This is a genomic window from Pseudidiomarina donghaiensis, assembly GCF_900116895.1.
GTDB lineage: Bacteria > Pseudomonadota > Gammaproteobacteria > Enterobacterales > Alteromonadaceae > Pseudidiomarina > Pseudidiomarina donghaiensis.
Genome location: NZ_FPCF01000001.1, coordinates 815,547 through 841,117, shown reverse-complemented (window position 1 = coordinate 841,117; position 25,571 = coordinate 815,547). Strand labels below are relative to the sequence as shown.

Below are 25,571 nucleotides of genomic sequence, written 5' to 3'. Positions count from 1 at the left end.
TAATATCGCCCATTCATTGCAATCGGACGGAAGCAACCATGGGTGACTACCTACTGCTGTTGGTGGCAACAGTACTAGTCAACAATTTCGTGTTGGTAAAATTTCTAGGGCTCTGCCCATTTATGGGCGTTTCCAATAAGTTGGAAACGGCCGTTGGCATGTCTGCAGCAACCACATTCGTGCTAACACTAGCATCGGTTTCAAGTTATTTAGTCAGTGAATATATTTTAGTGCCACTTGATCTCATGGCATTGCAGACCCTGAGCTTTATTTTGGTTATTGCCGTTGTGGTGCAATTTACCGAAATGGTGGTGCACAAAACTAGTCCGACGCTGTACCGTTTACTTGGCATTTTCTTACCGCTCATTACCACCAACTGTGCGGTACTTGGCGTTGCCTTGCTGAACATTAATGAACAGCACAACTTTATAGAGTCGATTATTTATGGTTTCGGCGCCGCCGTCGGTTTTTCATTGGTGCTGATATTATTTTCTGCACTACGCGAACGTTTAGCCGCTGCCGACGTGCCCCTGCCATTCAAAGGCGCTGCTGTTGCGATGATCACCGCCGGCCTTATGTCACTTGCGTTCATGGGCTTTAGCGGACTGGTGACTACGGCATGACTGTTGTAACTGCACTCATTGTATTAGGTGTATTAGCGTTAGCCTTCGGCTTGGTACTGGGCTTTGCGGCGGTTCGCTTTCGGGTTGAAAGTGACCCTATTGTTGACCAAATTGATGCCCTGCTGCCACAAACCCAATGTGGCCAGTGCGGCTACCCAGGCTGCCGCCCATACGCGGAAGCTATTGCCAACGGCGATGAAATCAATAAATGCCCACCCGGCGGCCAAGCCACGATTAACTCACTCGCCGACTTAATGGGGGTCGAAGCCAAGCCGCTCGACGCCGCACATGGCGAAGAAGACGTTAAAAAAGTGGCGGTCATTCGTGAAGACGAGTGCATTGGCTGCACGAAATGTATTCAAGCTTGCCCTGTCGATGCCATTTTGGGCGCCGCGAAACAAATGCACACAGTCATTGCCCACGAGTGCACCGGCTGTGACCTATGTGTTGAACCATGCCCTGTTGATTGCATTGATATGGTGCCAGTGCCCGTTCGCCCCGACAATTGGCAGTGGGACTTACAACAAATACCTGTGAAAAATGTGGAGTCGTCGCACTAATGTCTGCAGCCACGAAAGCGATTGAAGCCGGTCATATTTGGACTTTCCCGGGGGGCATTCACCCACCGGAGCGTAAAGACCGTTCCAATAGCACCCCTATTGAAGTATTGCCGTTGGCGAAGCAGTTTATTGTGCCCATTAAACAGCACTCAGGCCCGGTCGGCGACTTATTGGTGGCGGTCGGTGATAACGTAAAAGCAGGCCAGCCATTAACTCAAGTGGGAATTAATAATGCCTTACCGGTGCACGCCCCAACCTCAGGCACGGTAAGTGCTATAGGCCCTGGCCGTATTGCCCACCCGTCGGGCCTTACCGACACCGTCATTACCATTGACGCTGACGGTAACGACGAGTTTTATAGCTTTGCACCACTTGCCGACTACACCAGCTTAAGCCGCGCTGAATTGCTCGACCGTATTCGCCAAGCTGGCGTGGCTGGTTTAGGTGGCGCAGGCTTCCCGACGGCACAAAAATTAGCCCTACAACGGCCATTGGATTACTTAATTATTAATGGCGTTGAATGCGAGCCGTATATCTCGGCTGACGACCGATTAATGCGCGAGCACGCGCAAACCATTATCGATGGCACAGAAATTCTGTTGCATATTGCCGGCTGCGAAAAAGCACTGATCGCCATTGAGGCAAATAAACCAGAAGCCATAGCAGCTTTTGAAGCATTATTGCCCAACTACCCACAGCTGGCCTTGCGCGTGGTACCCACCAAGTACCCGTCGGGTGGCGAAAAGCAACTTATTCAGCTACTTACTGGTCGCCAAGTGCCGAGCCGTGGGCTGCCTATCGACGTTGGATTAGTCATGCAAAACGTCGGTACCGCCTATGCTGTCGCGCAGGCGGTGTTAAACGGAAAGCCGTTAATTGAGCGCGTGGTTACTGTTACCGGTGACAATATCGCCAAGCCAGGAAACTACTGGGTACGCATAGGCACTACCGTGGCCGAGCTATTGAACCAGTGCGGCTTTGAGCCTGTTGCAGACTCTAAACAAGAACAGCGAGTGATTATGGGCGGCCCAATGATGGGCTTCACCCTACCTGACTTAGACGTACCGGTGGTAAAAATAACCAACTGCATTTTAGTGCCGAGCAACCAAGAATTAGCTCCCGCGGCTGAAGAAATGAACTGTATTCGCTGCGGCGCCTGCGCCGATGTGTGCCCAGCCCAATTACTGCCGCAACAAATGCAGTGGCTGGCCAAAGCCAAAGACTATGATGGTTTAGAACAACAAAACCTATTTGACTGCATTGAGTGTGGCGCCTGTGCCTACGTGTGCCCAAGTGAAATTCCGCTGGTTCATTATTACCGTAAGGCCAAAGCTGAAATTCGAAATATTGCGCGTGAAAAAGCCAAAGCCGAAGTGGCTCGAGAACGCTTTGAAGCGCGCCAAGAACGCCTAGAGCGAGAAAAACAAGAGCGCCTTGAGCGTCATCGCAAAGCCGCCGAAGCACGTAAAAAAGCCCAAGCCGAAGCGGTTGCCCAAGGCGGCGATAATCCGCAAGACGCCGTGCAAGCAGCGATTGCTCGTGCCAAAGCACGCAAAGCAGCACAAGCGGCTGCCGCAGCCAAACAAAACCAAGAAGGTGACGACGAATGACCTTTAAAATAGCGGCTTCGCCCCACACCCACCAACGCCGTACCACGCAGCAAGTAATGCGCTGGGTGTATTTAGCGTTAATTCCTGGCGTGCTGGTACAAACATATTTTTTTGGTTTTGGCGTTTATATTCAATTAGCGCTAGCGCTCTTCACCGCTTGGGTTGCTGAAGGTTTGTGTATGCGCATGCGTGGCCGCCCTATTGGCCATGCTTGGCAAGATCACACCGCAATTGTTACCGCGGTATTGCTGGCGGTAAGTATTCCAGCCTTAGCGCCTTGGTGGATTATTGTTATGGGTACGGCGTTTGCCATTGTGGTGGTCAAACACGTCTATGGCGGCGTGGGGCAAAACTTGTTTAACCCAGCCATGGCTGGCTATGTGTTACTGCTTGTCAGCTTTCCGGTGCAAATGACAAGCTGGCCTATTCCTGCCGAATTGGCACAAATTCAGGTAAGTATTACCGACACTCTCAACCTTATTTTCACTGGGTTCACCAGCGCTGGCTATAACCTTGAGCAACTGCGCATGGGCATTGACGGCATGACCATGGCAACCCCACTTGATAGCTTACGCAATGATTTAAATCATCAATTAACCTTAACTGAGGCACTAAATAAACCTATTTTCGGCGATATTGCTGGTATCGGTTGGGCTTGGGTTAATTTTGCATTTTTAGCGGGTGGTTTAGTACTCATTAAGCAAAAAATCATTAGCTGGCACATACCTGGCGGCATGTTGGTCGGCTTGTTGGTGCCCGCTGCTATTTACTGGTTGTTTAACCCCGACCAAGCCATTACCCCAATGTTGCACCTACTTAGCGGTGCCACTATGTTGGGTGCATTTTTCATTGCCACCGACCCCGTCACGGCTGCGACGTCTAACAAAGGTCGTTGGGTATTTGGGCTGCTCGTTGGCTTTATTGTGTTTGCAATTCGCACCTGGGGCGGCTACCCAGACGCGGTAGCCTTTGCCGTGCTGTTAGCCAACATGTGCGTACCCGTTATCGACCGCTACACCCAACCGATAGCCTATGGGCACGGAGGTCGCTCATGATCTTAAAAAGCATGCAACGTAATGGTCTTATTTTGGCTGGGTTCGCTGTAATAGCGACCTTTTTAGTGGTCATGACGTCGCTACTAACTGAAGACGAAATTGAGCGCCAACAACAGCAGGAACTGTTACGCGTTTTAAACCAAATTATTCCAGCCAGTAAGCATGATAATGACTTATATGACAGCTGCACGCTCATTAGCCACCCCGATTTAGGTGTGCAGCCTCGCCGTGTTTACCGCGCGCTTGTTGACGGACAGCCAACCGCAGCCGCTATGGAAGTGACAGCGCCCAATGGATACAGCGGTGCAATTCATTTGTTGGTAGCAATGAATGTTGACGGCTCTGTAGCTGGGGTGCGCACCTTGCAACACCAAGAAACACCTGGGCTTGGTGACAAAATAGAACTGCGCAAGAACAACTGGATTCTTAGCTTTAACGGTCAGCGCGTAAACGGTACTGATGATACCCGCTGGGCAGTAAAGCGTGACGGCGGCATGTTTGACCAATTTACTGGCGCAACCATTACCCCACGCGCCGTTGTACAAGCGGTAAAACGTGCCGCTATTGTGTTTGAGAAAGAGCAACAAGTATGGTTTACAGCTCCGGCAAACTGTCATGCGCCCGCCGACACTATTGATACCGTAGGAGAACCGCAATGAGCACCTACAAAGAACTCACTTGGCAAGGGCTTTGGAACAACAACCCAGCGTTAGTTCAGTTATTAGGCTTATGCCCGTTGCTGGCCGTTACGGCAACAGTAACCAACGCATTGGGCTTAGGTTTAGCCACCTTATTAGTCTTAATCGGCTCAAACATCACCGTGTCGTTAGTGCGTGAGTTTGTCCCCAAAGAAATCCGCATTCCCGTGTTTGTTATGGTGATTGCGACCTTTGTCACCGTCATTCAATTGCTGATGAACGCGTACGTATATGGCTTGTATCAAGCGCTGGGTATTTTTATTCCGCTTATTGTGACCAACTGCGCCATTATTGGCCGCGCCGAAGCTTACGCGTCGAAAAATCCATGGCACCACGCAGCCTTCGACGGCTTAATGATGGGCTTGGGCTTTACCTTAGTTTTGGTACTATTAGGCGGTATTCGCGAAATTATCGGTAACGGCACCCTATTTGACGGCGCCAACTTGTTACTTGGCGAATGGGCTGCAGGCTTGCGCATTGAGTTATTCACCGTAGACTACCCATTGCTACTGGCAATATTGCCGCCGGGCGCATTTATTGTTATGGGCTTTATTATTGCCGGTAAAAATTGGATTGACCAATACCGCGCCGCCCGCGCTGAAAAACCCGAAAAAGTGGTCACGCGTGCGCGCGTCACTTCTCAGTAATGGGTCATATTGATTTGCTATGAACAAACAAAAACGAATTGAAATACTTGAGCGCCTGCGCGCCAACAACCCAAACCCAACCACCGAGTTGGAATACAGCTCAACATTTGAGTTGTTGATAGCCGTATTGCTGTCGGCACAGGCTACCGATGTGGGCGTTAATAAAGCCACCAAACACTTGTTCCCAGCAGCACGCACCCCACAAGCCATGCTTGACTTAGGCCTTGAGGGCGTTCGCGACTATATTAAAACCATCGGTTTGTTTAATTCAAAAGCCGAAAACGTTATCAAAACCTGTGAAATATTAGTACGCGACTATAACGGCGAAGTACCAGAAAGCCGCGAAGCGCTTGAGGCGTTACCGGGCGTGGGCCGTAAAACCGCGAACGTGGTATTAAACACCGCCTTTGGCTGGCCGACCATTGCCGTCGATACCCATATTTTTCGCGTCGCAAACCGCACTAAGTTTGCGCCAGGCAAAACCGTTCGTGCGGTAGAAGATCGCTTAGAAAAAGTCATACCGAGCGAGTTTAAAGTAGACGCGCACCACTGGTTTATTTTGCATGGTCGATATACCTGTATCGCCCGCAAACCACGCTGTGGCAGCTGTATTATTGAAGACTTGTGCGAGTTTAAAGACAAAACAGACGACTAATAGGAGTATTTTTCATGCGTTTATTACACACCATGCTTCGTGTTGGCGACATGCAACGTTCAATTGATTTTTACACCCAAAACTTGGGCATGAAATTGTTGCGAACAGCTGACAACGAAGAATACAAATACTCGCTGGCTTTTGTCGGTTATGGCGACGAAATAGACCACACCGTGCTAGAGCTCACCTATAACTGGGGCGTTAGCGAATACGAACATGGTGGTGCATTTGGCCACATTGCCATCGGCGTCGAAGATATTTACGGGTTATGCGATAAACTAAAAGCTGCAGGTGCAGATGTTTACCGCGAGCCAGGCCCAGTGAAAGGCGGCAAAACCATCATTGCATTTGTACGCGACCCAGACGGCTATGCCATTGAATTGATCGATCGCAGCGCCAAAAATCCTGGAGATTTATGAGTACTGACCAAACCCCAGCGGTAGAAAACACAACGACTACCGGCGAGCTGATGAAAAGTCGCTTTCGCGGCTACATGCCGGTGGTTATTGACGTGGAAACAGCTGGCTTTAACGCGAAAACCGACGCGTTACTTGAAATTGCTGCGGTGACCTTACGTTTCAATGACGACGGTTTGTTAGTGCCCGACCAAACCCTGCATTATCACATTGAGCCCTTTGAAGGGGCAAATATTGAGCAGGCGGCCATCGACTTTAATGGCATAGATCCCCACTCGCCATTGCGCGGCGCTGTGGACGAATCTTTAGCACTAAAAGAAATGTTTAAACCAATTCGCAAAGCCCAAAAAGACGCCGGTTGTCAGCGGTGTATTTTGGTTGGCCACAATGCCACCTTTGATCACGGCTTTGTTATGGCAGCAACCGAGCGAGCCAATTTAAAGCGTAACCCGTTTCATCCGTTTGTTACCTTCGACACCGCTGCCCTCGCTGCCGTGTTCTTGGGGCAAACCGTGTTGATTAAGGCTTGCCAAGCAGCAGGCATTGAGTTTGACAGTAAACAAGCGCACTCAGCCGTATATGACACCGAACGCACAGCCGAACTCTTCTGCTACATGGTCAACCGCTACAAAACCCTCGGCGGCTGGCCGCTGTAGCCCGGCGTTCCACGCCGGGTAGCGCGAAGCGCTGTGATTGCCAAATGCGACCACGGTGCCAGCTGTGATTGCCGCATGCGACCACGGTGCCAGCTGTGATTGCCGCATGCGACCACGGTGCAAAATTTGATCACCAAATTGAACAGTAACGATGCTGTGCATCACCCGGCGTAAAACGCCGGGCTACGATAACGCGAGATGATGTATGAACAAAAAGCTATTCACCACCCTAGCCTTAGCTACTCTAGTTGCAGCGCCAGCCGCCCAAGCCAAAATAAACTGGCAAGACATCAGCGCCACCTACTTAAATGGCTCAAACTATGAAGTTGGCGACACCAACCGCCAAGTTTTCACCTTTGAACATGCAGCCGGCTACAGCTGGGGCGACTCATTTTTATTTGTTGACCGGTTAAAGTCAGATAACGGCGACACCGAAACTTATGCCGAAGTGTCACCACGCTTCAAAGTCATGGATTTCAATGAAAATAACCTATTCAAAGCCGCCTACGTGGCAACCACTTGGGAAATCGGCCAAGGCTTCGATAACTATCTAATTGGCTTAGGTACCGACTTAAATGTAACCGGTTTTGATTACTTACAGCTCAATGCATACCGCCGTAGCAACGAGTTTTACGAAAGTAACTATCAGCTCACCGCCGTTTGGGGCGTGCCTTTTGCCGAAAACTTCTACTACGACGGATTTATCGACTGGTCTTCAGCCAGCGAAGGTCATGCCGCCGAAATGAACTTTACCTCACAGCTCAAGTACAACATCGGCCCTATGATCGGTTATGACAACCGCCTATATGTGGGTGTTGAATACGCTCATTGGAATAACAAGTTCGGCATTCCAAATGTTGACGAACGCAATGTAAATTTGTTACTAAAGGTTCATCTATAATAATAATGTAATAAATAAGGTGTTCGATGTACCGATGGAAACGACTCAATACTATTCGCTATCTGACACTTTCCATCGTTTTGTTCGGTGCTTTTTTAGGGGCGCCGAGCACTGCCCAACCCCAAGCAGACGACGCGCATTATCAACAGCAGCGTATACTTGCTAATCAATACTACAGCGATTTCAATAACGCTCAAGCGCAAGAAATTTGTCGCGAAACTCCGCCCAAGCCTGATGACTTTGATTACCGCTTTATTTGCGTCGAATCATTGTTAGATGTCGATGAGACAACCATCGAATTAATGTATCAGTTCTATGCCGACGCGCTTGAAGCCGATCGCATTAATGATGCCGCGCGTATGCTATCGTCGATAGGCTGGGCACAAGCGAGCATAGGTAACATCAGCGCTGCATTCGCCACCTACGAACAAGGGCTCGAATTCGGCGATAAAATTAACTTTTTTGTACTCAATGACTTGATGTTGAATACCGCCACGCTTTATATCATGTACGGCGATGCTGACTATGTAGCAAAGGGCATTCAGCTTCATAAAGAAACTATTGAACGCTTTAAAGAGCGAAAACAATCACACCCTGAGGATGCTGCTTATTCCGATCGCGCCATTACGTTAACCTACTTCAACTTAGGGGTTGCCAACGCCTTTCATGTTCATAAATATGACGAAGCCTTAGAGTGGTTTGAAAAAGTTGATATCAACCGCAATGACCTGCGTAAATCTACACTCATTTTTTCGGCGCTAGCTGCATACAAAACACAACAACTAGAACTCGCGCGAAACTATCTTCAGCAAGCTGATTCTTCCCCGCACAGTAACGAAATTGATACCCAATATCTCGACTGCTACCGCGACTGGTTACTACTGAATTGGAGCGAGATTAGTGGCTTACCCAATTGCGAAAGGTTATCGGCCAATACTCCAGTCGAAGTAGAACTAGACTTATATAAGCGTATTGCTCAGCATGCTGACGACAATATTCGTATAATAGGCCTAAATGGCTTACACAGATTATTTGTTAATAAACTTGAGAAAAGCCTTAAGCAGAGCTCAACCATAGCTGCTTCAAACGCTGAGTTGAATCGCCTAACGCAAGAGTCGCGTTTAAAGTCACAGCTAATTGAAAACGAAAAAGCCCTCAAGCGAGCAGAGCAAGAAAAACACGAAAGCCAAGTAACACTCACGTTTGCTATTACCGTCATATTAGTTATGGCCGTATTACTATTTGCTTTACGCTTAGAGAAGAACCGAAAATTAGCACAACAATTTGAACAAATGAGTGTACATGACGCATTAACTGGGCTTTATAATCGACGTTATTTTGAACAACAAATTGGTCGTGAATTAAAGTTAGTGAAGCGTGCCATTGAAGAAAAAAATCCGTATGAATTAGCTATTTTTGTACTCGATATTGACCATTTCAAATCGTTTAACGACACCTATGGCCACGATGTTGGCGATAAGGTACTGTGCGAATTCAGCCGCCGTGTTGAATCAGCAATACGCGAAACCGATATGCTCGTGCGCTGGGGTGGCGAAGAATTTGTGGTCGTTAGTCGCGTTGACAAAAATACGGCCTATCAAGATATTGCTAACCGCATACGCTTAGCAGTAAGAAGCACGCCGTTTGTTGTAAATAAAACTGAGCAAGTAACGCTAACGTGCACCCTTGGTGGTATTATTTATCCGTTTAATACGCAAATGTTTAGCGCAACGTGGCAAACCCTAGTTCAGTTAGCCGATGCGGCTTTATACTACGGCAAAGAAACGCAACGAGACTGCTGGGTTTGTATAGAACATATTGAAACCGAAAAAGCGTTACAATTGGCACTTACTGAACCGTTAGTTAAAACCTTACCGCACAAAAACATTCAGGTAAGTCGCTGCAACGATTAGAACAAAACCAAAATAAGGACAAACCAATGGCCTGGCAACAACGTGTTCCTCATATTCTAGCCTTGATGATTGTTGCCACCATGGTGTGGTCGTCTATTAACCCGGCCGACATGCGCGTGTGGTGGGCTGAAATGGTTCCCATCATGGCTATTTTTGCTGGGTTACTACTTACCTACCGAAAATTTCAATTCAGCAATACCAGTTACGTGCTGATGAGCGTATTGCTGATTATGCACACCGTTGGCGCTCACTATACGTTTGCCAACGTGCCGTTTGACTGGGTGACTGACACTTTTGGGTTTGAACGCAATCATTATGACCGTGTAGCGCACTTTAGCGTCGGTTTTTATGCCTATGCGGCTGCCGAACTACTGGTACGCAAAAACTGGGCGCGCCCCGTTACAGCCATGTTCTTCGGGTTATTTTTTATCATGTCGGTGGCGGCGGCTTATGAAATTATTGAATGGCAATTTGCGGTTATAGAAGGCGGCGATGCCGGTATCGAGTTTCTAGGCTCGCAAGGCGACGAGTGGGACGCACAAAAAGACATGCTCGCCGATACCCTGGGTGCATTGGCAGCATTGGTGTTGTTCTGGTTCTCCAAATACCGTCATTCCAATTAAAGCATGGCAATTTTTTCAACATTGTCTAACCGCACACACTGCGACGCTTGCCAAAGGTCGTAATTATCTTGCATTGCAAGCCAGCTTTGTGGGGTACGCCCTAACGCTTTGGATAAACGCAAAGCCATTTCTGGACTAATTGCACTTTGGCATTTTAGAATACGATTTAAAGTTGAAGGCGCTACATCAAGTTTTTTAGCCAAAAACCGACAACTTAATTGGTAAGGCCGCATGTAGGTTTCGACAATAAACTCGCCTGGATGCGCTGGATTTTCCATGATCATTAATGATAATCCTCGTAATTCAGTAAGTATACATGGCCATTTAAAAAATCGAAGGTCAGCCGCCAATTTCCGCTAACCGATATAGACCATATCCCTGCTCGACTGCCTTTCAACTCGTGTAGTCCATAACCTGGTAAATTAATATCACCGATGTCTATCGCAGTAGAAAGCGCCGTTAACTGCATGCGTAACCGCTTAGCGTGTTTGCTTTGAATTCCCGAGGTGCTTCCTGTTTCAAAGAAAAGCTTCAGTCCTTTATGTTTTATTGATTTGATCATGCATGTACACCAAAGTGTAGCGCGTCGCGCAACACTGTCAATAATTAATGTTTATCTGCATGAATCAGTTTACTCACTAGCAGCAACACACATAAGTGATTAAAGCTTTATATCTCTGTAAGTTATTCGCCTATGTCCTCGTTCCAAAGCGTCGGATTATTGGCAATAAAAGTGTTCATTAATTCAATACAGGTTGGATCTTGTAATACATCAACCTTCACTCCGGCTGCACGCAAACGCGCTTCGGCGCCCATAAAAGTCTGGTTTTCACCCACCACCACGTGCGGAATGCCATACAACTCTATTGCGCCAGAGCACATGCAACATGGCGACAACGTCGTATAAATAGTGCAGTCGCGGTACACCGAAGCCGGTTGACGGCCCGCGTTTTCAAACGCATCCATTTCACCATGTAAAATTGGGCTACCGCTTTGTACTCGGCGATTATGCCCACGGCCAATAATTTCGCCGTTGTGCACGATCACCGAACCGATCGGCACCCCACCCTCTTCCATACCTTTTTTGGCTTCCTCAATGGCTGCCTGCATAAATTTGTCCATGTTTAGTTCCTCAATAACGGCAAAGTAGGCCTGAATATTGCACAGGCAATATCCATTTACAAATGCGATTTTCGAACTGCTTTTGTTAGGCGTTTGATAAATAAAAACGAGAGAAATCATGGATATCAAGATAAAGATTGCCACAGGGTTGTTAGCCATTGAGCTATTAAGTGGCTGTAACGAACCGGGTTACCCCGAGCATTTGCAGGTACAACGCATTGATCAAGAGCACCACCTCATACTCAGTCACTAATCAATACATGGACTTCGGCTACGGCATGTTATGGAATGTCATTAACCCCAACGAAAAACGCCCAAACCGTGCCTTTTACCACACCGGCGTTGGCATACACATGCTTGGCGTTTACCCAAGTTCTGACCTAGTCTTTGTTCACCGTGTGCAAACCGAAACCGAGTATGAATTTGATCATCAAAACTTATACAAAATTATCGGCCAAGTATTTGGCGCACTAGAACCTAGCGAACCAATGGAGTAAAACCATGAAGGTATACGAAGGGTTAGTCTTACTTGCACTGCAAGAAGAAACCGGTAACACAAAGGGTTCACACCTTGAGTACACTATTGCCGCCGCTATTATTGCTGAGTTGCTTTTATTGAAACGAATTCGCGTGAACACTGACAACAAAGACAAAGTTGAGGTGCTCGACAACTCGCCTACAGGTGACACTGTGATGGACGAGGCATTGCAAAAAATGGCCGACCGAAAACGTCCTGACACCATTAAAAATTGGGTATCGCACATTGCACAAATCAGCAAACTAAAGCACAAAGTTGCCGAGCAATTAGTTGCAGACGGCATTATTACTAGCGAAGAAAAGAAAGTTCTGTGGATATTTAGCTACAAGGTATACCCAGAAGCGAATCCCGAGCCAGAGCGTCAGCTTCGCAGCGAAATGCGCCGCTTGGTGCTAGATAAGCCGTTAGAAATAGACCCACGAATTGCACTTACCGTTTCTTTAGCAAAAAGCTCAGACCTACTAAAAAGCGTGTTCAGCAAAGACGAATTGAAGACACACAAAGAGCGCATTGAAAAAATAGCCAAAGGCGAAGAGCTCGGCGCCGTAACCCAAGATGTTATTGACGCCGTTCAAGCCGCGGTGCTGGTAGCCGTTATCATACCATCTGTTATAGCTGCCACTTCCACAACAACAAGTAGCTGCTAAGCCTTGGAGAGAGTTATATGAGCAACGAGAAAATTAACTACGTAGAGTTGGCCAGCTCGCGATTTAGAAGGCACCAAAGCCTTTCTTACACGCGCTTTCGGCTGGTCATTCGTTGATTATGGCCCTGACTACGCCGCCTTAGAAAATGCTGGGCTTGATGGCGGCTTTTACCGCGCAGATTGTGTTGCCTCAACCAGCAACGGCAGCGCGCTGATAGTGCTTTACAGCAATAACCTTGAAGCTAGCCTAGAACGCGTTGAACAAGCTGGCGGCGCTATTGTGAAGCCTATTTTCAGCTTCCCGGGTGGCCGCCGTTTCCACTTCACCTGCCCCAGCGACAATGAGTATGCCGTTTGGTCAGATATCTGAGCTAAATCGCGCTGAAGAATGCGCGGTTGGGGGCTGCTTGGTGCCAACAGCGGACATTGGCCCTAGTGCGATTAATTCTTGAATTTATGGCTTAACCAGCGAGTTTCCACTGTCGATCAACTTCCTCAAGTAAAATTTCCTGTGCTGCCTGCGCGGCCTCATAGTTGGCAAGTAAATCTAAGAAATAACTGACCGAATTATTTTGCTCAATACTTTCCATATATAAAGACCGTAATGCTGCATCTGTCGTACGTGGAATCTCTGACTGACCCTTCTCATAACGAGCAATTGTTTGCTCAGAAACACCAAACCATTTGCCCAAAACACGTTGTGAAAGGTTAAGTTCTATTCGTAAAAATTTAAATTCGGCGTTGGTTAGCGGCATCGCTTTACTCGCTATTGTTCTAGCCAAAACGCGATGGAGCCCATCCATATCATCAATACTGGTATATTCTTCATCATCAATCACTTCGATCGAATAGCCATTTTTCAGGTACACATTAGGCAAACCGCTTTCAATGTAATGGTACATGGTCATCTCCTAATCTACCCAAACCGTAACAAGCACCGAACTCGGTGCGTCTTGATGACTTTTAAGCACTACCGTCAACTCGATTATTTTCCCCGCGGCAAGTCCTTTAAGGTTAAATTTCCAATCGCCATTTAGCTCTTGATAAGGTCCCTCTCTAAACACTGAATGCTTACTCTTTAAAAGTGTCAGAATTTGGCGCGAGGTAACGCCTCGCTCAAGCATTCGTTGTTTCACATGCCGACTCCAGCGGATTCGAGAACTATAGTTCACCGCAAGATCATTAACGATGTAACGCGCCGTCATCTCAGTTAGAGGGAATTCGACAATTCCCTTTGGAGTGTTCTCGTCCATGAGCCACCTATCATTTTGATAGGTTATTTTGAGCTGTAACTTAGAAAATGTCAAGAGAGTGTTGGCTGACCTTTTGGTGCGATAATATACAACGCAATAGGTAGGTTTTCTTATCTCCGGTCTTCGCTCTTAGCGGACCCTACTAATATTATCTGGCAATCTATTCTTAGTCAGTGCAATTATGCGACAGCTGCTCACTCTGGCAGCCCCTCGAATTCGGGCACATCACCTAAACCTGTAGTCCAAACAGCTTTGCTCGCTGTAAAGATGTGAGCTGTTGGTGACATAGCGACTTCCGTATCCAAACATCCGGCGGGAATGGCGAGCAGCCCCACCTCGTGAATGGTTGGCAATGCTGAACCGCAGAACTTACAAAAACTTTTCTTGTGGCGAGTCCCTGGAAGCGTGAATGTAGTCACAGCATCTGAGCCTGCCAACCAAGTCAGCTTCGCTGAGTTCGAAAATAGATTTGCGGCATGAGCAGACCCGGTATCCTTTTGGCAATGCTGACAATGACATAGGTAAAAGCCATCGAACTTCCCTACCACTTCAAATTTTGCATTCCCACACAAGCAAGAACCAGAATAATGAGTCATCAAATTTTCCTCTGTAGCCTGCAGAGCTACTTTTCAGCCTTTTGCATCAACAACAAAAGCTCGCGAACCACTAATTCGGGTTCATCAACTTGCACAAAATGGCCGCTTTTTTCAGTTAAAACCGATTTACCTTGCGGGAACGCATTGGCCCACTTTTGCCATAGTTCGCCCCACATTTCCCTTCCTCTATCGGTAAAGAACAAATTCGGTGGGTTTTCCATTTTTTTTACAGAAGTAATAACGGTTACGGGCATGTCTTTAATTTGAGGGTAGTCTGGTAACGGGCGTTTGCTCCAAAAATCCAAATATTGGTTCGACATTCCGCGTTCCATATCGGCAAGTTTAATTTGAGCAATTTCTTCATTGCCCTTTTCTAAGTCTATGGCGCGTAAAATATCCACATCGTGCTCAGACGAAGGATCTAACATCATCAAGGCTTTTATTTGTTCGGGGTATGCTGCTGCAAAGTCTCGAGCAACACTTCCGCCATAGGAATGAGCGACAAATATGACGGGTTGCTGAATACCTAGTTCAGTGAGCAAAGTGCTAGCTAGGTCAGCATAGTCTCGCGAGGTAAAATGCTGCTTGATTGCAGTTGAGTTACCATTACCGACGCGAGAATAGCGAATAACTTTTGCATGCTCTGATATTCTCTCGAACACAGGGTTCCAGTCCGACATACCTGCGCTGCCACCGGCCTCTAGAAAAACAACGTCATGACCACTTCCGGCAATCTCATATTCCAGATCATAGCCCTTAACTTTCACAAAGCTGGGATTAGCAAAAGCCATCACAGGAAATACAAGCCCTAACAACATCCAACCTAATTTCATTATTTTTCCTTGTTTATCGATTACTGCCACCCACCACACCAAACTCATTCAATTTCACGCCAACGATGCTGAAACGACCACAACGCGGTCACCACGGGCTTTGTGCCATTGAATACGCTCTAGGGCTTCTGGGCGCAGTACGGTAGGAATATAGTTTTCTGCGTGGGTACGGCCTTGCGCTTCAATAAGTTGCGCCGGCACATTACGAAAGCCAACTTTTATAATTTTTTGCCGCATAGTCGAGGACGAAACTAAACCCAAGCGGTACCCCAAAATACTGGGGGCCAAAATTATTCGGCCCCACTTTTGTCGGCGCTTGGGTATCGCGGTTTTTACAAACTGCGTAAAGGTATCTTGGTGAGTTATGGTGCCGTCAAAATCAAATAGTGCAATGTCCATATCTGCCCCTGCTTACGACACCTTTAAGGTTAATCGCGGCCGCGATTGCGGTTGTTATTTTTACGAGATCCATCACGGCGCTTACCGTCACCCGAAGGCTTGTTACCGCTTGGCTTGTTACCGCTTGGCTTGTTACCGCTTGGCTTGTTACCACCACCTTGCGGTTTACGTCCAGCACGCGGTGGCCGCGGCGTTTTCTTCGGTGGTGGGGTTTTGCCAGTAAGCTCAACATCAGCAAAGCCCTCCAACTTATGGCGTTCAATGGGCTGACCAATTAAGCGCTCAATCGCTTTAAGCGTTCTGAATTCTTCATCCATAACCAACGAAATAGCGTGGCCCACCTGCCCTGCTCGGCCAGTACGGCCAATGCGATGCACATAGTCTTCGGGTACTTGTGGTAAGTCGTAGTTGATTACATAAGGCAGTTTTTCAATATCCAACCCGCGCGCAGCAATGTCAGTAGCAACCAACACCTGCACCTTGCCGGCTTTAAAATCGGCTAGCGCTTTGGTGCGCGCGCCTTGGCTTTTGTTGCCGTGAATTGCGGCCGCTAAAAAGCCGTCGCCATCTAATTGCTTCACCAAACGGTTGGCGCCATGTTTGGTGCGCGAGAACACGATGACCTGCGGCAAATTCAAATTGCGCAAAATTTGCATGAGCATGCGCGGTTTCTGAGTTTTATCAGCCGCGTACATGATCTGATCAATACGCTCAGCAGTGGCATTCGGTGGTGCTACGGAAATTTCTACTGGGTCGTTCACCAAGCCCTTGGCCAACGCGCGAATGTCATTTGAAAACGTGGCCGAGAACATGAGCGTCTGGCGCTTGGCCGGCAGTAACTTAATAATTTTCTTAATGTCGTGAATAAAGCCCATGTCGAGCATGCGGTCGGCTTCGTCCAATACCAGCATTTCAAGTTTTGGAAATCGAATGGCGTTTTGCTGGTACAAATCAAGCAAGCGGCCAGGGGTCGCCACCAAAATATCAACACCTTTGCGTAGCTTCATCATTTGCGGGTTAATCTTCACCCCGCCAAACACTACGGCGTAATTCATCGGCAAGCCAGCACCATAATTCATCACGCTTTCGCCTACTTGCGCAGCAAGCTCGCGAGTTGGCGTTAAAATCAGCACGCGCGCGGTATTTGCGGTGGCGCGCTCATTGTCTTTGAGCATTTCTAAAATCGGTAAGGTAAAGCCAGCGGTTTTACCCGTGCCTGTTTGCGCAGCCGCCATCACGTCTTTGCCAGCCAAAACGGCCGGAATTGCTTGCGCTTGAATAGGGGTTGGTTCGGTGTAACCTTGACGTGTAAGGGCGGTGAGTATTTCAGGGCAAAGCCCGAGTTCAGAAAAAGTCATGTATAAATGGGCATCTCAATTGTGATTAGAGTGTGCATTCTACTGTAAATAGCCAATTTATAATACTGTCATCTCGTTGTTACATGTTGCCTAGAATCTGTTGTTGATTGAAAGGTCGACATAATACAGCAGTTCTAAATCATGCGGGTAGTTATAACTCAACGAAATTTAATTTAAATTCATTTGATGAGATAATCGCCTGCTTTACAACCACTTTTTCGTATTTCTCTCGAAGAACATTGAGCAACTTATCTTTTAACTTATTTTCCATACACGCTCCTAAAATAACCTCTTTAACCGCGCCTCTGGGAAATTTAAAAAGCTGTATGGGGAAGGTTCCCGTTTCGATAGTTTTATGAGCGTCACTTAACACGGCACACATGCGCCATTCTTGTTCATAATACCAATCATCTGATTTCACTAAAAAGAGCTCAGTTCCAGTCAACTTCATCATACTTTTTGTCGGTCTATCTTTTGCGTATTTAACCTTTCGAAGATAATAAAACTCGTCCTTATCACTTCTTCTTTGATCGAAAAACGGATCATTTTCATCAAAACCGATGCAAAAACCTTTATGGGAACGAGCATAATGCGACCACATCAGTAAATTATTGCTTTTTTCAGTTAGCGAGAGTACGCCAATTAGTTCATTTGATTTTTGAACAAAGGTTTGAAAAAAGGCGTCCCCCATTGCTAAAAATTGCTTTTCCAGTTTCGGCCATTGCTGATCATAAAATTCCATCGTCAATGCTTCTAACTGTGCTCTGGGAATCAACCCACGTACCTCCGCAGGTACCTTTTCTAACTCCGTTTGTAGAGAGTTTTTCAATTCATGTTCAACCACATTGTCCATTTCACCTCTAGATGCCAAAGTTGAAATGGACGGCTTGAACTCAAAGGGATCATTAAAATCAGCCGGCTGCGTAAAGCGAATAAGATTCGAATCTAAAACATCAATCCGGTCTGGGTCTAGGTATTTAAACAGCAATACTCTCTCCTCACTTGATGACGCTGAGCGGTTCAGCTAGCGAAGCGAAGTGATATTTTTCAACCACGATTCCTGCTAGCTATACGCAAATGGTTAATTAATAAACTAAACTCAAGAAGCTTACTATGTAAACTCAAAAGAGGAAATCAATAATGGCTGTAAAAACTGACAGGTTAGCAACCATGGTGGCCTATTTACATGGTCGCCATATTTTGCCCCTTAATTGCTTCCGAATTTTATGCAATTTCAGCCCACTTAGGCTTTACTTGCCCCCCCAAATAAACCACACTTTAACCATCACAAAATCATAAAAATCGCGACGCCTTCCCTTACGTCGCGAACTCGTTTTTAACGGACTAAAACAGGAAAAATAATGACAAGTACCCAACAGCGCGCCGCGCTTCAGCGCCAAATTTGGCAGATTGCTAACGACGTTCGTGGCTCAGTAGACGGCTGGGATTTTAAGCAGTATGTACTCGGTACCTTGTTCTATCGCTTTATCAGCGAAAACTTCGCCAGCTACATCGAAGCCGGTGATGAAAGCATCAACTATGCATCACTTGATGACTCAGTGATTACCGACGAAATCAAAGACGATGCCATTAAAACCAAAGGCTATTTCATTTACCCAAGCCAGTTATTCGTAAACGTTGCCAAAAACGCGAACAATAACGAGAGCTTGAACACCGACCTGGCCCGCATCTTTGGTGAAATTGAAAATTCAGCCAACGGCTATGCATCGGAAGATGACATTAAAGGCTTGTTCGCAGATTTTGATACCACCAGCAATCGCTTGGGTAATACCGTCAAAGACAAAAACCTACGTTTAGCGGCCGTATTAAAGGGCGTAGCCGGGTTAGACTTCGGCAACTTCGAAGACAACCAAATCGATTTATTCGGAGACGCTTACGAGTTTCTTATTTCAAACTATGCAGCGAATGCCGGGAAATCAGGTGGCGAGTTCTTCACGCCACAACATGTATCGAAGCTCATTGCGTTACTGGCTATACATGGGCAAACCAGCATCAATAAAATTTATGACCCAGCAGCGGGTTCGGGTTCTCTGCTGATGCAGGCGAGAAAGCACATCGACGTGCATCGTATTGAGGACGGTTACTTCGGGCAGGAGATTAACCACACCACGTACAACCTTGCCCGTATGAATATGTTCTTGCACAACATTAACTACGACAAGTTCAATATCCAGTTAGGAAACACGCTCACTAACCCACATTTTCTGGATGACAAGCCGTTTGATGCCATTGTTTCTAACCCCCCTTACTCGGTGAAATGGATAGGTAGTGACGACCCAACACTGATTAATGACGAGCGTTTTGCCCCTGCAGGCGTACTAGCACCAAAATCAAAAGCTGACTTTGCCTTTGTGTTGCATGCACTCAGTTACCTTTCAAGCAAAGGCCGTGCAGCCATTGTTTGCTTTCCTGGCATTTTCTATCGCGGTGGTGCTGAGCAAAAAATTCGTCAGTACCTCGTGGATAACAACTACGTTGAAACCGTGATTTCGTTAGCGCCAAACTTGTTTTTTGGCACCACGATTGCCGTCAACATTTTGGTGCTCTCCAAGCATAAGCAAGACACCAGTACACAGTTTATTGACGCGAGTAACCTGTTCAAGAAGGAAACCAACAACAATATTCTGACCGATGAGCACATCGAGCAGATCATGAAAGTGTTCGAGAGCAAAGAGGATGTTGAGCATTTTGCCAAGTCGATACCGTTCGAGAAAGTTGCAGAAAGTGACTACAACCTCTCCGTCAGTAGCTATGTGGAAGCCAAAGATAATCGCGAAGTTATCGACATTAGCGAGCTTAACGCCGAGCTGAAAATCACCGTTGCCAAGATTGACCAATTGCGTGCGGATATTGATGCGATTGTGGCGGAGATTGAAGGGACTCAGGCATGAAAGCAATAAACTATCTGGAGAAGCTACTTGGTGATATTGACATCGCTTGGAAGACACTAGGTGATATTCAGTTTTTTGAAATAGCCAATAGTGGGAGGAAACCGGTCAAAGCGTCTCTACGCGCGCCTGGTTCGATCCCTTACTATGGCGCTAACAACATTCAAGACTATGTTGAGGGTCATACTCATGACGGTGAATTCGTCTTAATTGCCGAAGATGGCTCAGCAAGTCTTGAAAACTATTCGGTTCAGCATGTTACTGGAAAGTTTTGGGCTAACAATCATGTCCATGTTGTCCGAGGTAAATCAGGGGTGAATACACGTTTTTTATATCACTTTCTTTGTACTGTTAACTTCATCCCGTTTTTATCTGGTGGAGGACGAGCTAAGCTGACCAAAGGAAAATTGGTCGATATAACAATCCCAGTCCCATGCCCTGAAAACCCAGAAAAGTCGCTGCAAATCCAAGCGGAAATCGTCCGAATTTTGGACGCATTTACCTCCCTTACCGCCGAGCTTACCGCCGAGCTTACCGCACGCAAAAAACAATACAACTACTACCGCGATAAATTGCTCAGCTTTGAAGACGGCGAGGTGGAGTGGAAGTCTTTGGGGGAAGTGGCGAATGTTTTTGATTCTTTACATCAAACCCCTCAATATTCGGAAACTGGTTTAAGTATGGTTCGAGTCACGGATATAAAAGGTGGTTTTGTCAACTTGAACACCACATTGAAAGTTAGTGAAGATGTTTTTAACAATTTCACAAAAAAATACCGCCCACAGAAACTTGATTTGGTTATGTCTCGAGTTGGTTCTTATGGGAATGTTGGAATCATTCCCTCGGATAACTCTGTTTGTATGGGGCAAAACACAGTGGTGATCCAACCTAAAATTAATAGCAAATATCTCTTCCATATTTTGGTATCTGCGATCGGGCAGAGCTTTATAGAGAAAAACGTCGGTGGCGGAAATCAAAAAACTTTGAGTTTGAAAGCGATTAAGTCAATACCAATTCCAATTGTAAATACCGAAAAGCAGACTCGTGTTGTCGCGATACTCGACAAATTCGACGCTCTAACCAACTCTATAACCGAAGGCCTCCCGCGCGAAATCGAGCTGCGGCAAAAGCAGTACGAGTACTACCGTGATTTACTGCTAAGCTTTCCCAAGCCAGACGAGCAGGCAGCTTGATATGTCGATGGCGCTCGGAAATATCAATCTTTTGAGTGTTGCTTTCCGAGCAACTGAGACCCTTGCTCGCAAAGAAAGTGCGCGGCCAACCGCAACTGATAAGGATTTCTTACCAGTTCAAGTCGTTAGTCGATTTAATGGCATTCAAGGAAAAGGAATTTCCGATGACCAATAGTATTGAAATTTACCAAGCCGATGACGGTAAACTAGAACTCAACGTTACCCTTGAGAACGAAACGGTTTGGCTCACCCAACTACAAATGGTAGAGCTATTTGGGCGTGACCAGTCAGTGTTATCTCGACATATTCGCAATGTATTCAAGGACGGAGAATTGTCTGAAAAAAGCAATATGCAAAAAATGCATATTGCTGGCTCCGACAAGCCGGTAGCCTTTTACTCCCTAGATGTGATCATTTCCGTAGGTTATCGGGTTAAGTCCCAGCGCGGCGTACAGTTCCGTCAGTGGGCCAACAGTATCCTGAAACAGCATCTCATTGAAGGCTACACGATTAACCAGCGCCGGTTGGAAGAGCGTGGTGTTGAGTTCGAGCTAGCGATTGCTTTGCTTTCTCGTACTCTTGCAAACCAACAATTAGTGAGTGATGAAGGCGAGGCGGTGCTTGCTGTTATTAATGACTATGCGCGCAGCTGGAGCCTGTTACAGGGGTACGACGAACAAAGCTTAAAATCGCTAACGAAAAAACAAAATGACATGCTGGCGCTGGAGCTAGACGATGTACTTGTTGCCATTGCCGAACTCAAAAAGACGCTCATTGCAAAAGGTGAGGCGACAGAGCTGTTTGGCCAAATGCGTGGTGACGGCTTGGCGTCTGCACTGGCTACCATAGAGCAAGGCTTCGCCGACGAATTGTTCTACCCGAACGTTGCAAGCCGTGCTGCACACTTGCTCTACTTTGTCATTAAGAACCACCCGCTTGCCGATGGTAATAAGCGCACCGGGTCATTTTTATTTTTATGGTATTTACGAGTGAATCAGCACTTATTGGCAAAGCCCGTTGAGCAACTGATAAACGACAATACGCTGGTTGCGCTGGCACTATTAGTGGCTGAAAGCTTGCCCGACCAAAAAGAGCTGATGATTCGTTTAGTCGAGCACTTTATTTTATTAAAAGCAGATGATTAATTGGTTATTTCCACTTTGGAAACAACCACTCAACCGCACGTGAATAAAGCGCTGTTGCAGAAAAAGGAAACAAAGGAATGACCACCTACAAACCCATAGCCGAGTCAAAACACTTTATCGTTTTAGATAAGTACACCAAGCAATATGAAGTTGCTGAAAGCTATCAAAGCGAGAGTGATTTAGAGCGTGAGCTGATTCAAGATTTAGTGAATCAGGGCTATGAGTATGTTCCCGGGCTGAATAACCCAATGGCGATGCTTGCCAACGTGCGCGTGCAGTTACAAGCGTTGAATAACGTTGCGTTTTCAGACGGCGAGTGGGCGCGTTTTGTTGAAACCTACCTTGATAGGCCCAGTGACAGCATCACCGACAAAACTCGCAAGATTCATGACGATTACATTGAAGATTTCGTTTTTGATGATGGCCGCATTCAAAACATCTACCTCGTTGACAAAAAGAACATCGCACGCAATAAAGTGCAGGTGATCAAGCAGTTTGAACAAACGGGTTCGCATGCGAATCGTTACGACGTCACCATTTTGGTGAACGGCCTGCCACTCGTTCAAATTGAACTGAAAAAACGCGGTGTGGCCATTCGTGAAGCTTTTAACCAAGTGCATCGCTACAGCAAAGAGAGCTTCAATGCCGAAAGCTCGCTGTTTAAATATTTGCAGCTATTTGTGATTTCAAACGGTACCGACACGCGCTACTTTGCTAACACCGTGAAGCGTAACAAGAACACCTTTGATTTCACCATGAACTGGGCGAAATCTGACAACGGCTTGATTAAAGATCTCAAAGACTTCACCGCCACCTTCTTTCAAAAAGAAACCCTGCTCAAAGTATTACTGCACTTTTCAGTGTTTGATGTGAGCGACACCTTGCTGGTGATGCGGCCTTACCAAATTGCCGCCACAGAGCGAATTTTATGGAAGATTAAGAGCGCGTTTCAGGCCAAGCAATGGAGTTCAACCGATGCTGGCGGCTATATCTGGCACACCACAGGCTCGGGGAAAACATTAACCAGCTTTAAAGCGGCGCGTTTGGCGACCGAGCTCGATTTTATCGATAAAGTATTCTTCGTGGTGGACCGTAAAGATCTCGATTACCAGACCATGAAGGAATATCAGCGTTTCTCGCCGGATAGCGTGAATGGCTCGGATAGCACCGCAGGGCTTAAGCGCAATTTGAGTTTGGATGACAACAAAATCATTGTGACCACCATTCAGAAACTAAATAACCTGATGAAAACCGAGCGTGACTTGCCAGTTTATCGTCAGCAGGTGGTGTTTATTTTTGACGAATGCCACCGTAGCCAGTTTGGTGAAGCGCAGAAGAACTTACAAAAGAAATTTAAGCGCTATTATCAGTTTGGTTTTACCGGAACGCCGATATTTCCACAGAATGCATTAGGCGCTGAGACGACCGCTAGCGTGTTTGGCCGTGAACTGCATTCGTACGTGATCACTGATGCCATTCGCGACGAAAAAGTGCTTAAGTTCAAAGTGGACTACAACGACGTACGACCCCAGTTCCGCCAAATTGAGACCGAGCAGGACGAGAAAAAGCTCAATGCCGCAGAGAATAAACAAGCATTACTACACCCTGAACGTATTCGGGAAGTCACCCAATACATACTGACGCACTTTCGACAAAAAACGCACCGAATGAAGGCGGGCGGGCGAGGTTTTAATGCCATGTTCGCGGTCAGCAGCGTTGATGCTGCAAAAGCCTACTACGAGGCGTTTAAGCAACTGCAACAAGATGCCGAGCGACCTTTGCGTGTGGCGACCATTTTCTCGTTCGCCGCGAATGAAGAGCAAGATTCCATCGGTGAGATACCCGATGAAAGCTTTGAAGTTTCTGCCATGAATAGCAGCGGTAAAGAGTTTCTAAGCGCAGCGATTGCTGATTACAACGCCATGTTTCAATCCAACTATGGTGTGGACAGCAACGGCTTTCAAAACTATTACCGTGATCTTGCCAAGCGTGTGAAAAGCCAAGAAATTGATTTGTTGATTGTGGTGGGTATGTTCCTAACCGGTTTTGATGCACCGACACTGAATACCTTGTTTGTGGATAAGAACCTGCGTTACCACGGACTTATTCAAGCCTATTCGCGCACCAATCGTATTTACGATGCTACGAAGACTTTCGGCAATATCGTGACCTTCCGTGATTTGGAGAAAGCGACGATTGATGCCATCACTCTATTTGGTGATAAGAATACCAAGAACGTGGTGCTCGAGAAGAGCTATAAAGAGTACATGGAAGGCTTTACAGACCTCGTGACTGGGCAAGCGCGACGTGGTTTTGTGGAAGTTGTTTCCGAACTTGAGCAGCGTTTCCCGAACCCCGATGAAATTGAGCTCGAGAAAGACAAGAAAGACTTCGCCAAGTTATTCGGCGAATATTTGCGAGTTGAAAACATTCTGCAAAACTACGATGAATTTGCCAGCTTAAAGGCGTTGCAGACCATTGATACGAGCGATGCGGAAGCTGTTGAAGCGTTCAAGATTGAGCACCATTTAAGCGACGACGATATCGCGACGTTGCAAACGATTCGCATACCGCCTGAGCGCAAGGTGCAGGATTACCGCTCGACCTATAACGATATTCGCGACTGGATACGCCGCGAGAAATCAGCCGAGAACCAAGCACAGTCAACGATTGACTGGGACGATATCGAGTTTGAAATCGACTTGCTGAAGTCGCAGGAGATTAATCTCGACTACATTCTTGAACTGATATTCGAGCAGAACAAGAAAAACAAAAGCAAAGGTGACTTGATTGAAGAAGTTCGCCGTCTGATTCGTGCAAGCCTTGGCAACCGTGCCAAAGAAAGCTTAATTGTCGATTTTATCAACCAGACCGACCTAGATGAAATGCCCGATAAAGCGGGCATTATCGATGAGTTCTTCAAGTTCGCTCAAGCCGAGCAACAGCGCGAAGCCGAAGAGCTCATTCGTTCAGAAAACCTAAATGAAGACGCGGCCAAGCGCTACATCGCAGCCTCATTGCGCCGCGAATACGCCAGCGAAAACGGCACCGAACTCAACTCCACGTTGCCGAAACTAAGCCCGCTGAACCCGGAATACCGAACTAAGAAGCAAACGGTGTTTCAGAAGATCTCGGCGTTTGTTGAGAAATTCAAAGGGGTTGGTGGGCAGCTTTGATGATTGTTACTTCATCTGCTAAAAGAAAAGGGGCTGAAAAGCCCCT

29 protein-coding genes and 1 pseudogene are annotated in these 25,571 nt (G+C 46.8%); 20 read left to right on the top strand and 10 right to left on the bottom strand.

Annotation, left to right across the window (positions count from 1 at the left end):
* The first annotated feature begins 38 nt into the window (after nt 1-38).
* The 12 genes from rsxA (at nt 39) to BM334_RS04010 (ending at nt 10,357) form a co-directional block, all read left to right on the top strand.
* A complete protein-coding gene (gene rsxA / locus BM334_RS04065; RefSeq protein WP_092838216.1) occupies nt 39-623 on the top strand; it encodes an electron transport complex subunit RsxA in 585 nt (194 codons plus the stop codon).
* The gene (gene rsxB / locus BM334_RS04060) at nt 620-1,183 is read left to right on the top strand and encodes an electron transport complex subunit RsxB (protein WP_092838213.1); all 564 of its coding nucleotides are present in this window, start codon (nt 620-622) and stop codon (nt 1,181-1,183) included. The genes rsxA and rsxB overlap by 4 nt, the downstream gene beginning before the upstream one ends.
* On the top strand, nt 1,183-2,793 hold the full coding sequence (rsxC, locus tag BM334_RS04055) for an electron transport complex subunit RsxC (protein WP_092838210.1): 1,611 nt from the start codon (nt 1,183-1,185) through the stop codon (nt 2,791-2,793). The genes rsxB and rsxC overlap by 1 nt, the downstream gene beginning before the upstream one ends.
* On the top strand, nt 2,790-3,848 hold the full coding sequence (gene rsxD, locus BM334_RS04050; protein ID WP_092838206.1) for an electron transport complex subunit RsxD: 1,059 nt from the start codon (nt 2,790-2,792) through the stop codon (nt 3,846-3,848). The genes rsxC and rsxD overlap by 4 nt, the downstream gene beginning before the upstream one ends.
* Nucleotides 3,848-4,507 (top strand): electron transport complex subunit RsxG, encoded by a 660-nt coding sequence (gene rsxG / locus BM334_RS04045; protein ID WP_420849432.1) that lies wholly within the window; start codon nt 3,848-3,850, stop codon nt 4,505-4,507. Before rsxD ends, rsxG begins: the two co-directional genes overlap by 1 nt.
* Complete coding sequence (locus tag BM334_RS04040; RefSeq protein WP_055438138.1) at nt 4,504-5,193, top strand: electron transport complex subunit E; 690 nt, start codon at nt 4,504-4,506, stop codon at nt 5,191-5,193. Before rsxG ends, BM334_RS04040 begins: the two co-directional genes overlap by 4 nt.
* 19 nt (nt 5,194-5,212) lie before the next feature.
* On the top strand, nt 5,213-5,848 hold the full coding sequence (nth, locus tag BM334_RS04035; protein ID WP_092838200.1) for an endonuclease III: 636 nt from the start codon (nt 5,213-5,215) through the stop codon (nt 5,846-5,848).
* 14 nt (nt 5,849-5,862) lie between these two features.
* Nucleotides 5,863-6,267, top strand: coding sequence for a lactoylglutathione lyase (gloA, locus tag BM334_RS04030; RefSeq protein ID WP_055438140.1), 405 nt, complete (start codon nt 5,863-5,865; stop codon nt 6,265-6,267).
* On the top strand, nt 6,264-6,920 hold the full coding sequence (gene rnt, locus BM334_RS04025; RefSeq protein ID WP_092838197.1) for a ribonuclease T: 657 nt from the start codon (nt 6,264-6,266) through the stop codon (nt 6,918-6,920). The genes gloA and rnt overlap by 4 nt, the downstream gene beginning before the upstream one ends.
* A gap of 205 nt (nt 6,921-7,125) precedes the next feature.
* Nucleotides 7,126-7,821, top strand: a complete 696-nt coding sequence (locus BM334_RS04020; protein ID WP_092838194.1) for a DUF5020 family protein — start codon at nt 7,126-7,128, stop codon at nt 7,819-7,821.
* A gap of 26 nt (nt 7,822-7,847) precedes the next feature.
* Nucleotides 7,848-9,734 carry a GGDEF domain-containing protein gene (locus BM334_RS04015; RefSeq protein WP_092838191.1) on the top strand — a complete coding sequence of 629 codons (1,887 nt, stop codon included), beginning with the start codon at nt 7,848-7,850 and terminating at the stop codon, nt 9,732-9,734.
* 26 nt (nt 9,735-9,760) lie between these two features.
* The gene (locus BM334_RS04010) at nt 9,761-10,357 is read left to right on the top strand and encodes a DUF2238 domain-containing protein (protein ID WP_092838188.1); all 597 of its coding nucleotides are present in this window, start codon (nt 9,761-9,763) and stop codon (nt 10,355-10,357) included.
* Here the strand turns inward: BM334_RS04010 and BM334_RS04005 are convergent.
* The 3 genes from BM334_RS04005 to BM334_RS03995 all read right to left on the bottom strand — a co-directional run bounded on the left by BM334_RS04005 (nt 10,354) and on the right by BM334_RS03995 (nt 11,479).
* A complete protein-coding gene (locus BM334_RS04005) occupies nt 10,354-10,641 on the bottom strand; it encodes a HigA family addiction module antitoxin (protein WP_092838185.1) in 288 nt (95 codons plus the stop codon). The genes BM334_RS04010 and BM334_RS04005 overlap by 4 nt on opposite strands.
* On the bottom strand, nt 10,641-10,919 hold the full coding sequence (locus tag BM334_RS04000; protein ID WP_092838182.1) for a type II toxin-antitoxin system RelE/ParE family toxin: 279 nt from the start codon (nt 10,917-10,919) through the stop codon (nt 10,641-10,643). The genes BM334_RS04005 and BM334_RS04000 overlap by 1 nt, the downstream gene beginning before the upstream one ends.
* 122 nt (nt 10,920-11,041) lie before the next feature.
* Nucleotides 11,042-11,479 carry a nucleoside deaminase gene (locus BM334_RS03995; RefSeq protein ID WP_092838179.1) on the bottom strand — a complete coding sequence of 146 codons (438 nt, stop codon included), beginning with the start codon at nt 11,477-11,479 and terminating at the stop codon, nt 11,042-11,044.
* Nucleotides 11,480-11,597: 118 nt separating this feature from the next.
* Between BM334_RS03995 and BM334_RS12805 the strand changes: the two genes are divergently transcribed.
* From BM334_RS12805 to BM334_RS03980, 4 genes and pseudogenes are all read left to right on the top strand, one after another.
* Entirely contained in the window at nt 11,598-11,732 is a 135-nt protein-coding gene (locus tag BM334_RS12805) for a hypothetical protein (protein WP_256209357.1), read from the top strand.
* Nucleotides 11,698-11,976: a hypothetical protein gene (locus tag BM334_RS03990; protein ID WP_177214999.1), complete on the top strand. Its 279-nt coding sequence runs from the start codon at nt 11,698-11,700 to the stop codon at nt 11,974-11,976. The genes BM334_RS12805 and BM334_RS03990 overlap by 35 nt, the downstream gene beginning before the upstream one ends.
* Nucleotides 11,977-11,980: 4 nt before the next feature.
* The gene (locus BM334_RS03985; RefSeq protein WP_092838173.1) at nt 11,981-12,664 is read left to right on the top strand and encodes a GOLPH3/VPS74 family protein; all 684 of its coding nucleotides are present in this window, start codon (nt 11,981-11,983) and stop codon (nt 12,662-12,664) included.
* A gap of 17 nt (nt 12,665-12,681) precedes the next feature.
* Nucleotides 12,682-13,033, top strand: a pseudogene (locus BM334_RS03980) (VOC family protein).
* A gap of 91 nt (nt 13,034-13,124) precedes the next feature.
* On the opposite strand, the gene BM334_RS03975 reads toward BM334_RS03980, so the two are convergent.
* From BM334_RS03975 to BM334_RS03945, 7 genes are all read right to left on the bottom strand, one after another.
* The gene (locus BM334_RS03975; protein ID WP_092838170.1) at nt 13,125-13,565 is read right to left on the bottom strand and encodes a helix-turn-helix domain-containing protein; all 441 of its coding nucleotides are present in this window, start codon (nt 13,563-13,565) and stop codon (nt 13,125-13,127) included.
* A 9-nt stretch (nt 13,566-13,574) separates the two neighbouring features.
* Nucleotides 13,575-13,916, bottom strand: a complete 342-nt coding sequence (locus BM334_RS03970; protein WP_092838167.1) for a hypothetical protein — start codon at nt 13,914-13,916, stop codon at nt 13,575-13,577.
* 194 nt (nt 13,917-14,110) lie between these two features.
* Nucleotides 14,111-14,512, bottom strand: coding sequence for a GFA family protein (locus BM334_RS03965; protein ID WP_092838164.1), 402 nt, complete (start codon nt 14,510-14,512; stop codon nt 14,111-14,113).
* A gap of 26 nt (nt 14,513-14,538) precedes the next feature.
* Nucleotides 14,539-15,345 carry an alpha/beta fold hydrolase gene (locus tag BM334_RS03960; protein ID WP_092838161.1) on the bottom strand — a complete coding sequence of 269 codons (807 nt, stop codon included), beginning with the start codon at nt 15,343-15,345 and terminating at the stop codon, nt 14,539-14,541.
* A gap of 54 nt (nt 15,346-15,399) precedes the next feature.
* Complete coding sequence (locus BM334_RS03955; RefSeq protein ID WP_092838158.1) at nt 15,400-15,744, bottom strand: HAD-IB family phosphatase; 345 nt, start codon at nt 15,742-15,744, stop codon at nt 15,400-15,402.
* A 29-nt stretch (nt 15,745-15,773) separates the two neighbouring features.
* Nucleotides 15,774-17,102, bottom strand: a complete 1,329-nt coding sequence (locus BM334_RS03950) for a DEAD/DEAH box helicase (RefSeq protein ID WP_092838155.1) — start codon at nt 17,100-17,102, stop codon at nt 15,774-15,776.
* Nucleotides 17,103-17,253: 151 nt separating this feature from the next.
* On the bottom strand, nt 17,254-18,090 hold the full coding sequence (locus tag BM334_RS03945; protein WP_241970896.1) for a DUF2971 domain-containing protein: 837 nt from the start codon (nt 18,088-18,090) through the stop codon (nt 17,254-17,256).
* A 373-nt stretch (nt 18,091-18,463) separates the two neighbouring features.
* Here BM334_RS03945 and BM334_RS03940 point away from each other — a divergent pair, with 373 nt between their 5' ends.
* The 4 genes from BM334_RS03940 (at nt 18,464) to BM334_RS03925 (ending at nt 25,525) form a co-directional block, all read left to right on the top strand.
* Nucleotides 18,464-20,014, top strand: a complete 1,551-nt coding sequence (locus tag BM334_RS03940; RefSeq protein ID WP_092838151.1) for a type I restriction-modification system subunit M — start codon at nt 18,464-18,466, stop codon at nt 20,012-20,014.
* Nucleotides 20,011-21,204, top strand: a complete 1,194-nt coding sequence (locus BM334_RS03935) for a restriction endonuclease subunit S (protein WP_092838148.1) — start codon at nt 20,011-20,013, stop codon at nt 21,202-21,204. Before BM334_RS03940 ends, BM334_RS03935 begins: the two co-directional genes overlap by 4 nt.
* A 164-nt stretch (nt 21,205-21,368) precedes the next feature.
* The gene (locus tag BM334_RS03930; protein WP_092838145.1) at nt 21,369-22,349 is read left to right on the top strand and encodes a virulence RhuM family protein/type II toxin-antitoxin system death-on-curing family toxin; all 981 of its coding nucleotides are present in this window, start codon (nt 21,369-21,371) and stop codon (nt 22,347-22,349) included.
* Nucleotides 22,350-22,426: 77 nt separating this feature from the next.
* The gene (locus BM334_RS03925; RefSeq protein ID WP_092838142.1) at nt 22,427-25,525 is read left to right on the top strand and encodes a type I restriction endonuclease subunit R; all 3,099 of its coding nucleotides are present in this window, start codon (nt 22,427-22,429) and stop codon (nt 25,523-25,525) included.
* The last annotated feature ends 46 nt before the right edge of the window (nt 25,526-25,571 follow it).

Excerpts from the sequence above, each read along its gene's own strand:
- rsxC (WP_092838210.1), top strand. The coding sequence starts at position 1,183 with ATGTCTGCAGCCACGAAAGCGATTGAAGCCGGTCATATTTGGACTTTC.
- BM334_RS03940 (WP_092838151.1), top strand. The coding sequence starts at position 18,464 with ATGACAAGTACCCAACAGCGCGCCGCGCTTCAGCGCCAAATTTGGCAG.
- BM334_RS03950 (WP_092838155.1), bottom strand. The coding sequence starts at position 17,102 with ATGACTTTTTCTGAACTCGGGCTTTGCCCTGAAATACTCACCGCCCTT.
- BM334_RS03935 (WP_092838148.1), top strand. The coding sequence starts at position 20,011 with ATGAAAGCAATAAACTATCTGGAGAAGCTACTTGGTGATATTGACATC.
- BM334_RS03970 (WP_092838167.1), bottom strand. The coding sequence starts at position 13,916 with ATGGACGAGAACACTCCAAAGGGAATTGTCGAATTCCCTCTAACTGAG.
- BM334_RS03930 (WP_092838145.1), top strand. The coding sequence starts at position 21,369 with ATGACCAATAGTATTGAAATTTACCAAGCCGATGACGGTAAACTAGAA.
- BM334_RS03995 (WP_092838179.1), bottom strand. The coding sequence starts at position 11,479 with ATGGACAAATTTATGCAGGCAGCCATTGAGGAAGCCAAAAAAGGTATG.
- rnt (WP_092838197.1), top strand. The coding sequence starts at position 6,264 with ATGAGTACTGACCAAACCCCAGCGGTAGAAAACACAACGACTACCGGC.
- BM334_RS04005 (WP_092838185.1), bottom strand. The coding sequence starts at position 10,641 with ATGATCATGGAAAATCCAGCGCATCCAGGCGAGTTTATTGTCGAAACC.
- rsxB (WP_092838213.1), top strand. The coding sequence starts at position 620 with ATGACTGTTGTAACTGCACTCATTGTATTAGGTGTATTAGCGTTAGCC.
- rsxA (WP_092838216.1), top strand. The coding sequence starts at position 39 with ATGGGTGACTACCTACTGCTGTTGGTGGCAACAGTACTAGTCAACAAT.
- BM334_RS12805 (WP_256209357.1), top strand. The coding sequence starts at position 11,598 with ATGGATATCAAGATAAAGATTGCCACAGGGTTGTTAGCCATTGAGCTA.
- BM334_RS03975 (WP_092838170.1), bottom strand. The coding sequence starts at position 13,565 with ATGTACCATTACATTGAAAGCGGTTTGCCTAATGTGTACCTGAAAAAT.
- BM334_RS03985 (WP_092838173.1), top strand. The coding sequence starts at position 11,981 with ATGAAGGTATACGAAGGGTTAGTCTTACTTGCACTGCAAGAAGAAACC.
- BM334_RS03960 (WP_092838161.1), bottom strand. The coding sequence starts at position 15,345 with ATGAAATTAGGTTGGATGTTGTTAGGGCTTGTATTTCCTGTGATGGCT.
- BM334_RS04015 (WP_092838191.1), top strand. The coding sequence starts at position 7,848 with ATGTACCGATGGAAACGACTCAATACTATTCGCTATCTGACACTTTCC.
- nth (WP_092838200.1), top strand. The coding sequence starts at position 5,213 with ATGAACAAACAAAAACGAATTGAAATACTTGAGCGCCTGCGCGCCAAC.
- BM334_RS04020 (WP_092838194.1), top strand. The coding sequence starts at position 7,126 with ATGAACAAAAAGCTATTCACCACCCTAGCCTTAGCTACTCTAGTTGCA.
- BM334_RS04010 (WP_092838188.1), top strand. The coding sequence starts at position 9,761 with ATGGCCTGGCAACAACGTGTTCCTCATATTCTAGCCTTGATGATTGTT.
- BM334_RS03955 (WP_092838158.1), bottom strand. The coding sequence starts at position 15,744 with ATGGACATTGCACTATTTGATTTTGACGGCACCATAACTCACCAAGAT.
- rsxD (WP_092838206.1), top strand. The coding sequence starts at position 2,790 with ATGACCTTTAAAATAGCGGCTTCGCCCCACACCCACCAACGCCGTACC.
- BM334_RS03965 (WP_092838164.1), bottom strand. The coding sequence starts at position 14,512 with ATGACTCATTATTCTGGTTCTTGCTTGTGTGGGAATGCAAAATTTGAA.
- BM334_RS03925 (WP_092838142.1), top strand. The coding sequence starts at position 22,427 with ATGACCACCTACAAACCCATAGCCGAGTCAAAACACTTTATCGTTTTA.
- BM334_RS04000 (WP_092838182.1), bottom strand. The coding sequence starts at position 10,919 with ATGATCAAATCAATAAAACATAAAGGACTGAAGCTTTTCTTTGAAACA.
- gloA (WP_055438140.1), top strand. The coding sequence starts at position 5,863 with ATGCGTTTATTACACACCATGCTTCGTGTTGGCGACATGCAACGTTCA.
- BM334_RS04040 (WP_055438138.1), top strand. The coding sequence starts at position 4,504 with ATGAGCACCTACAAAGAACTCACTTGGCAAGGGCTTTGGAACAACAAC.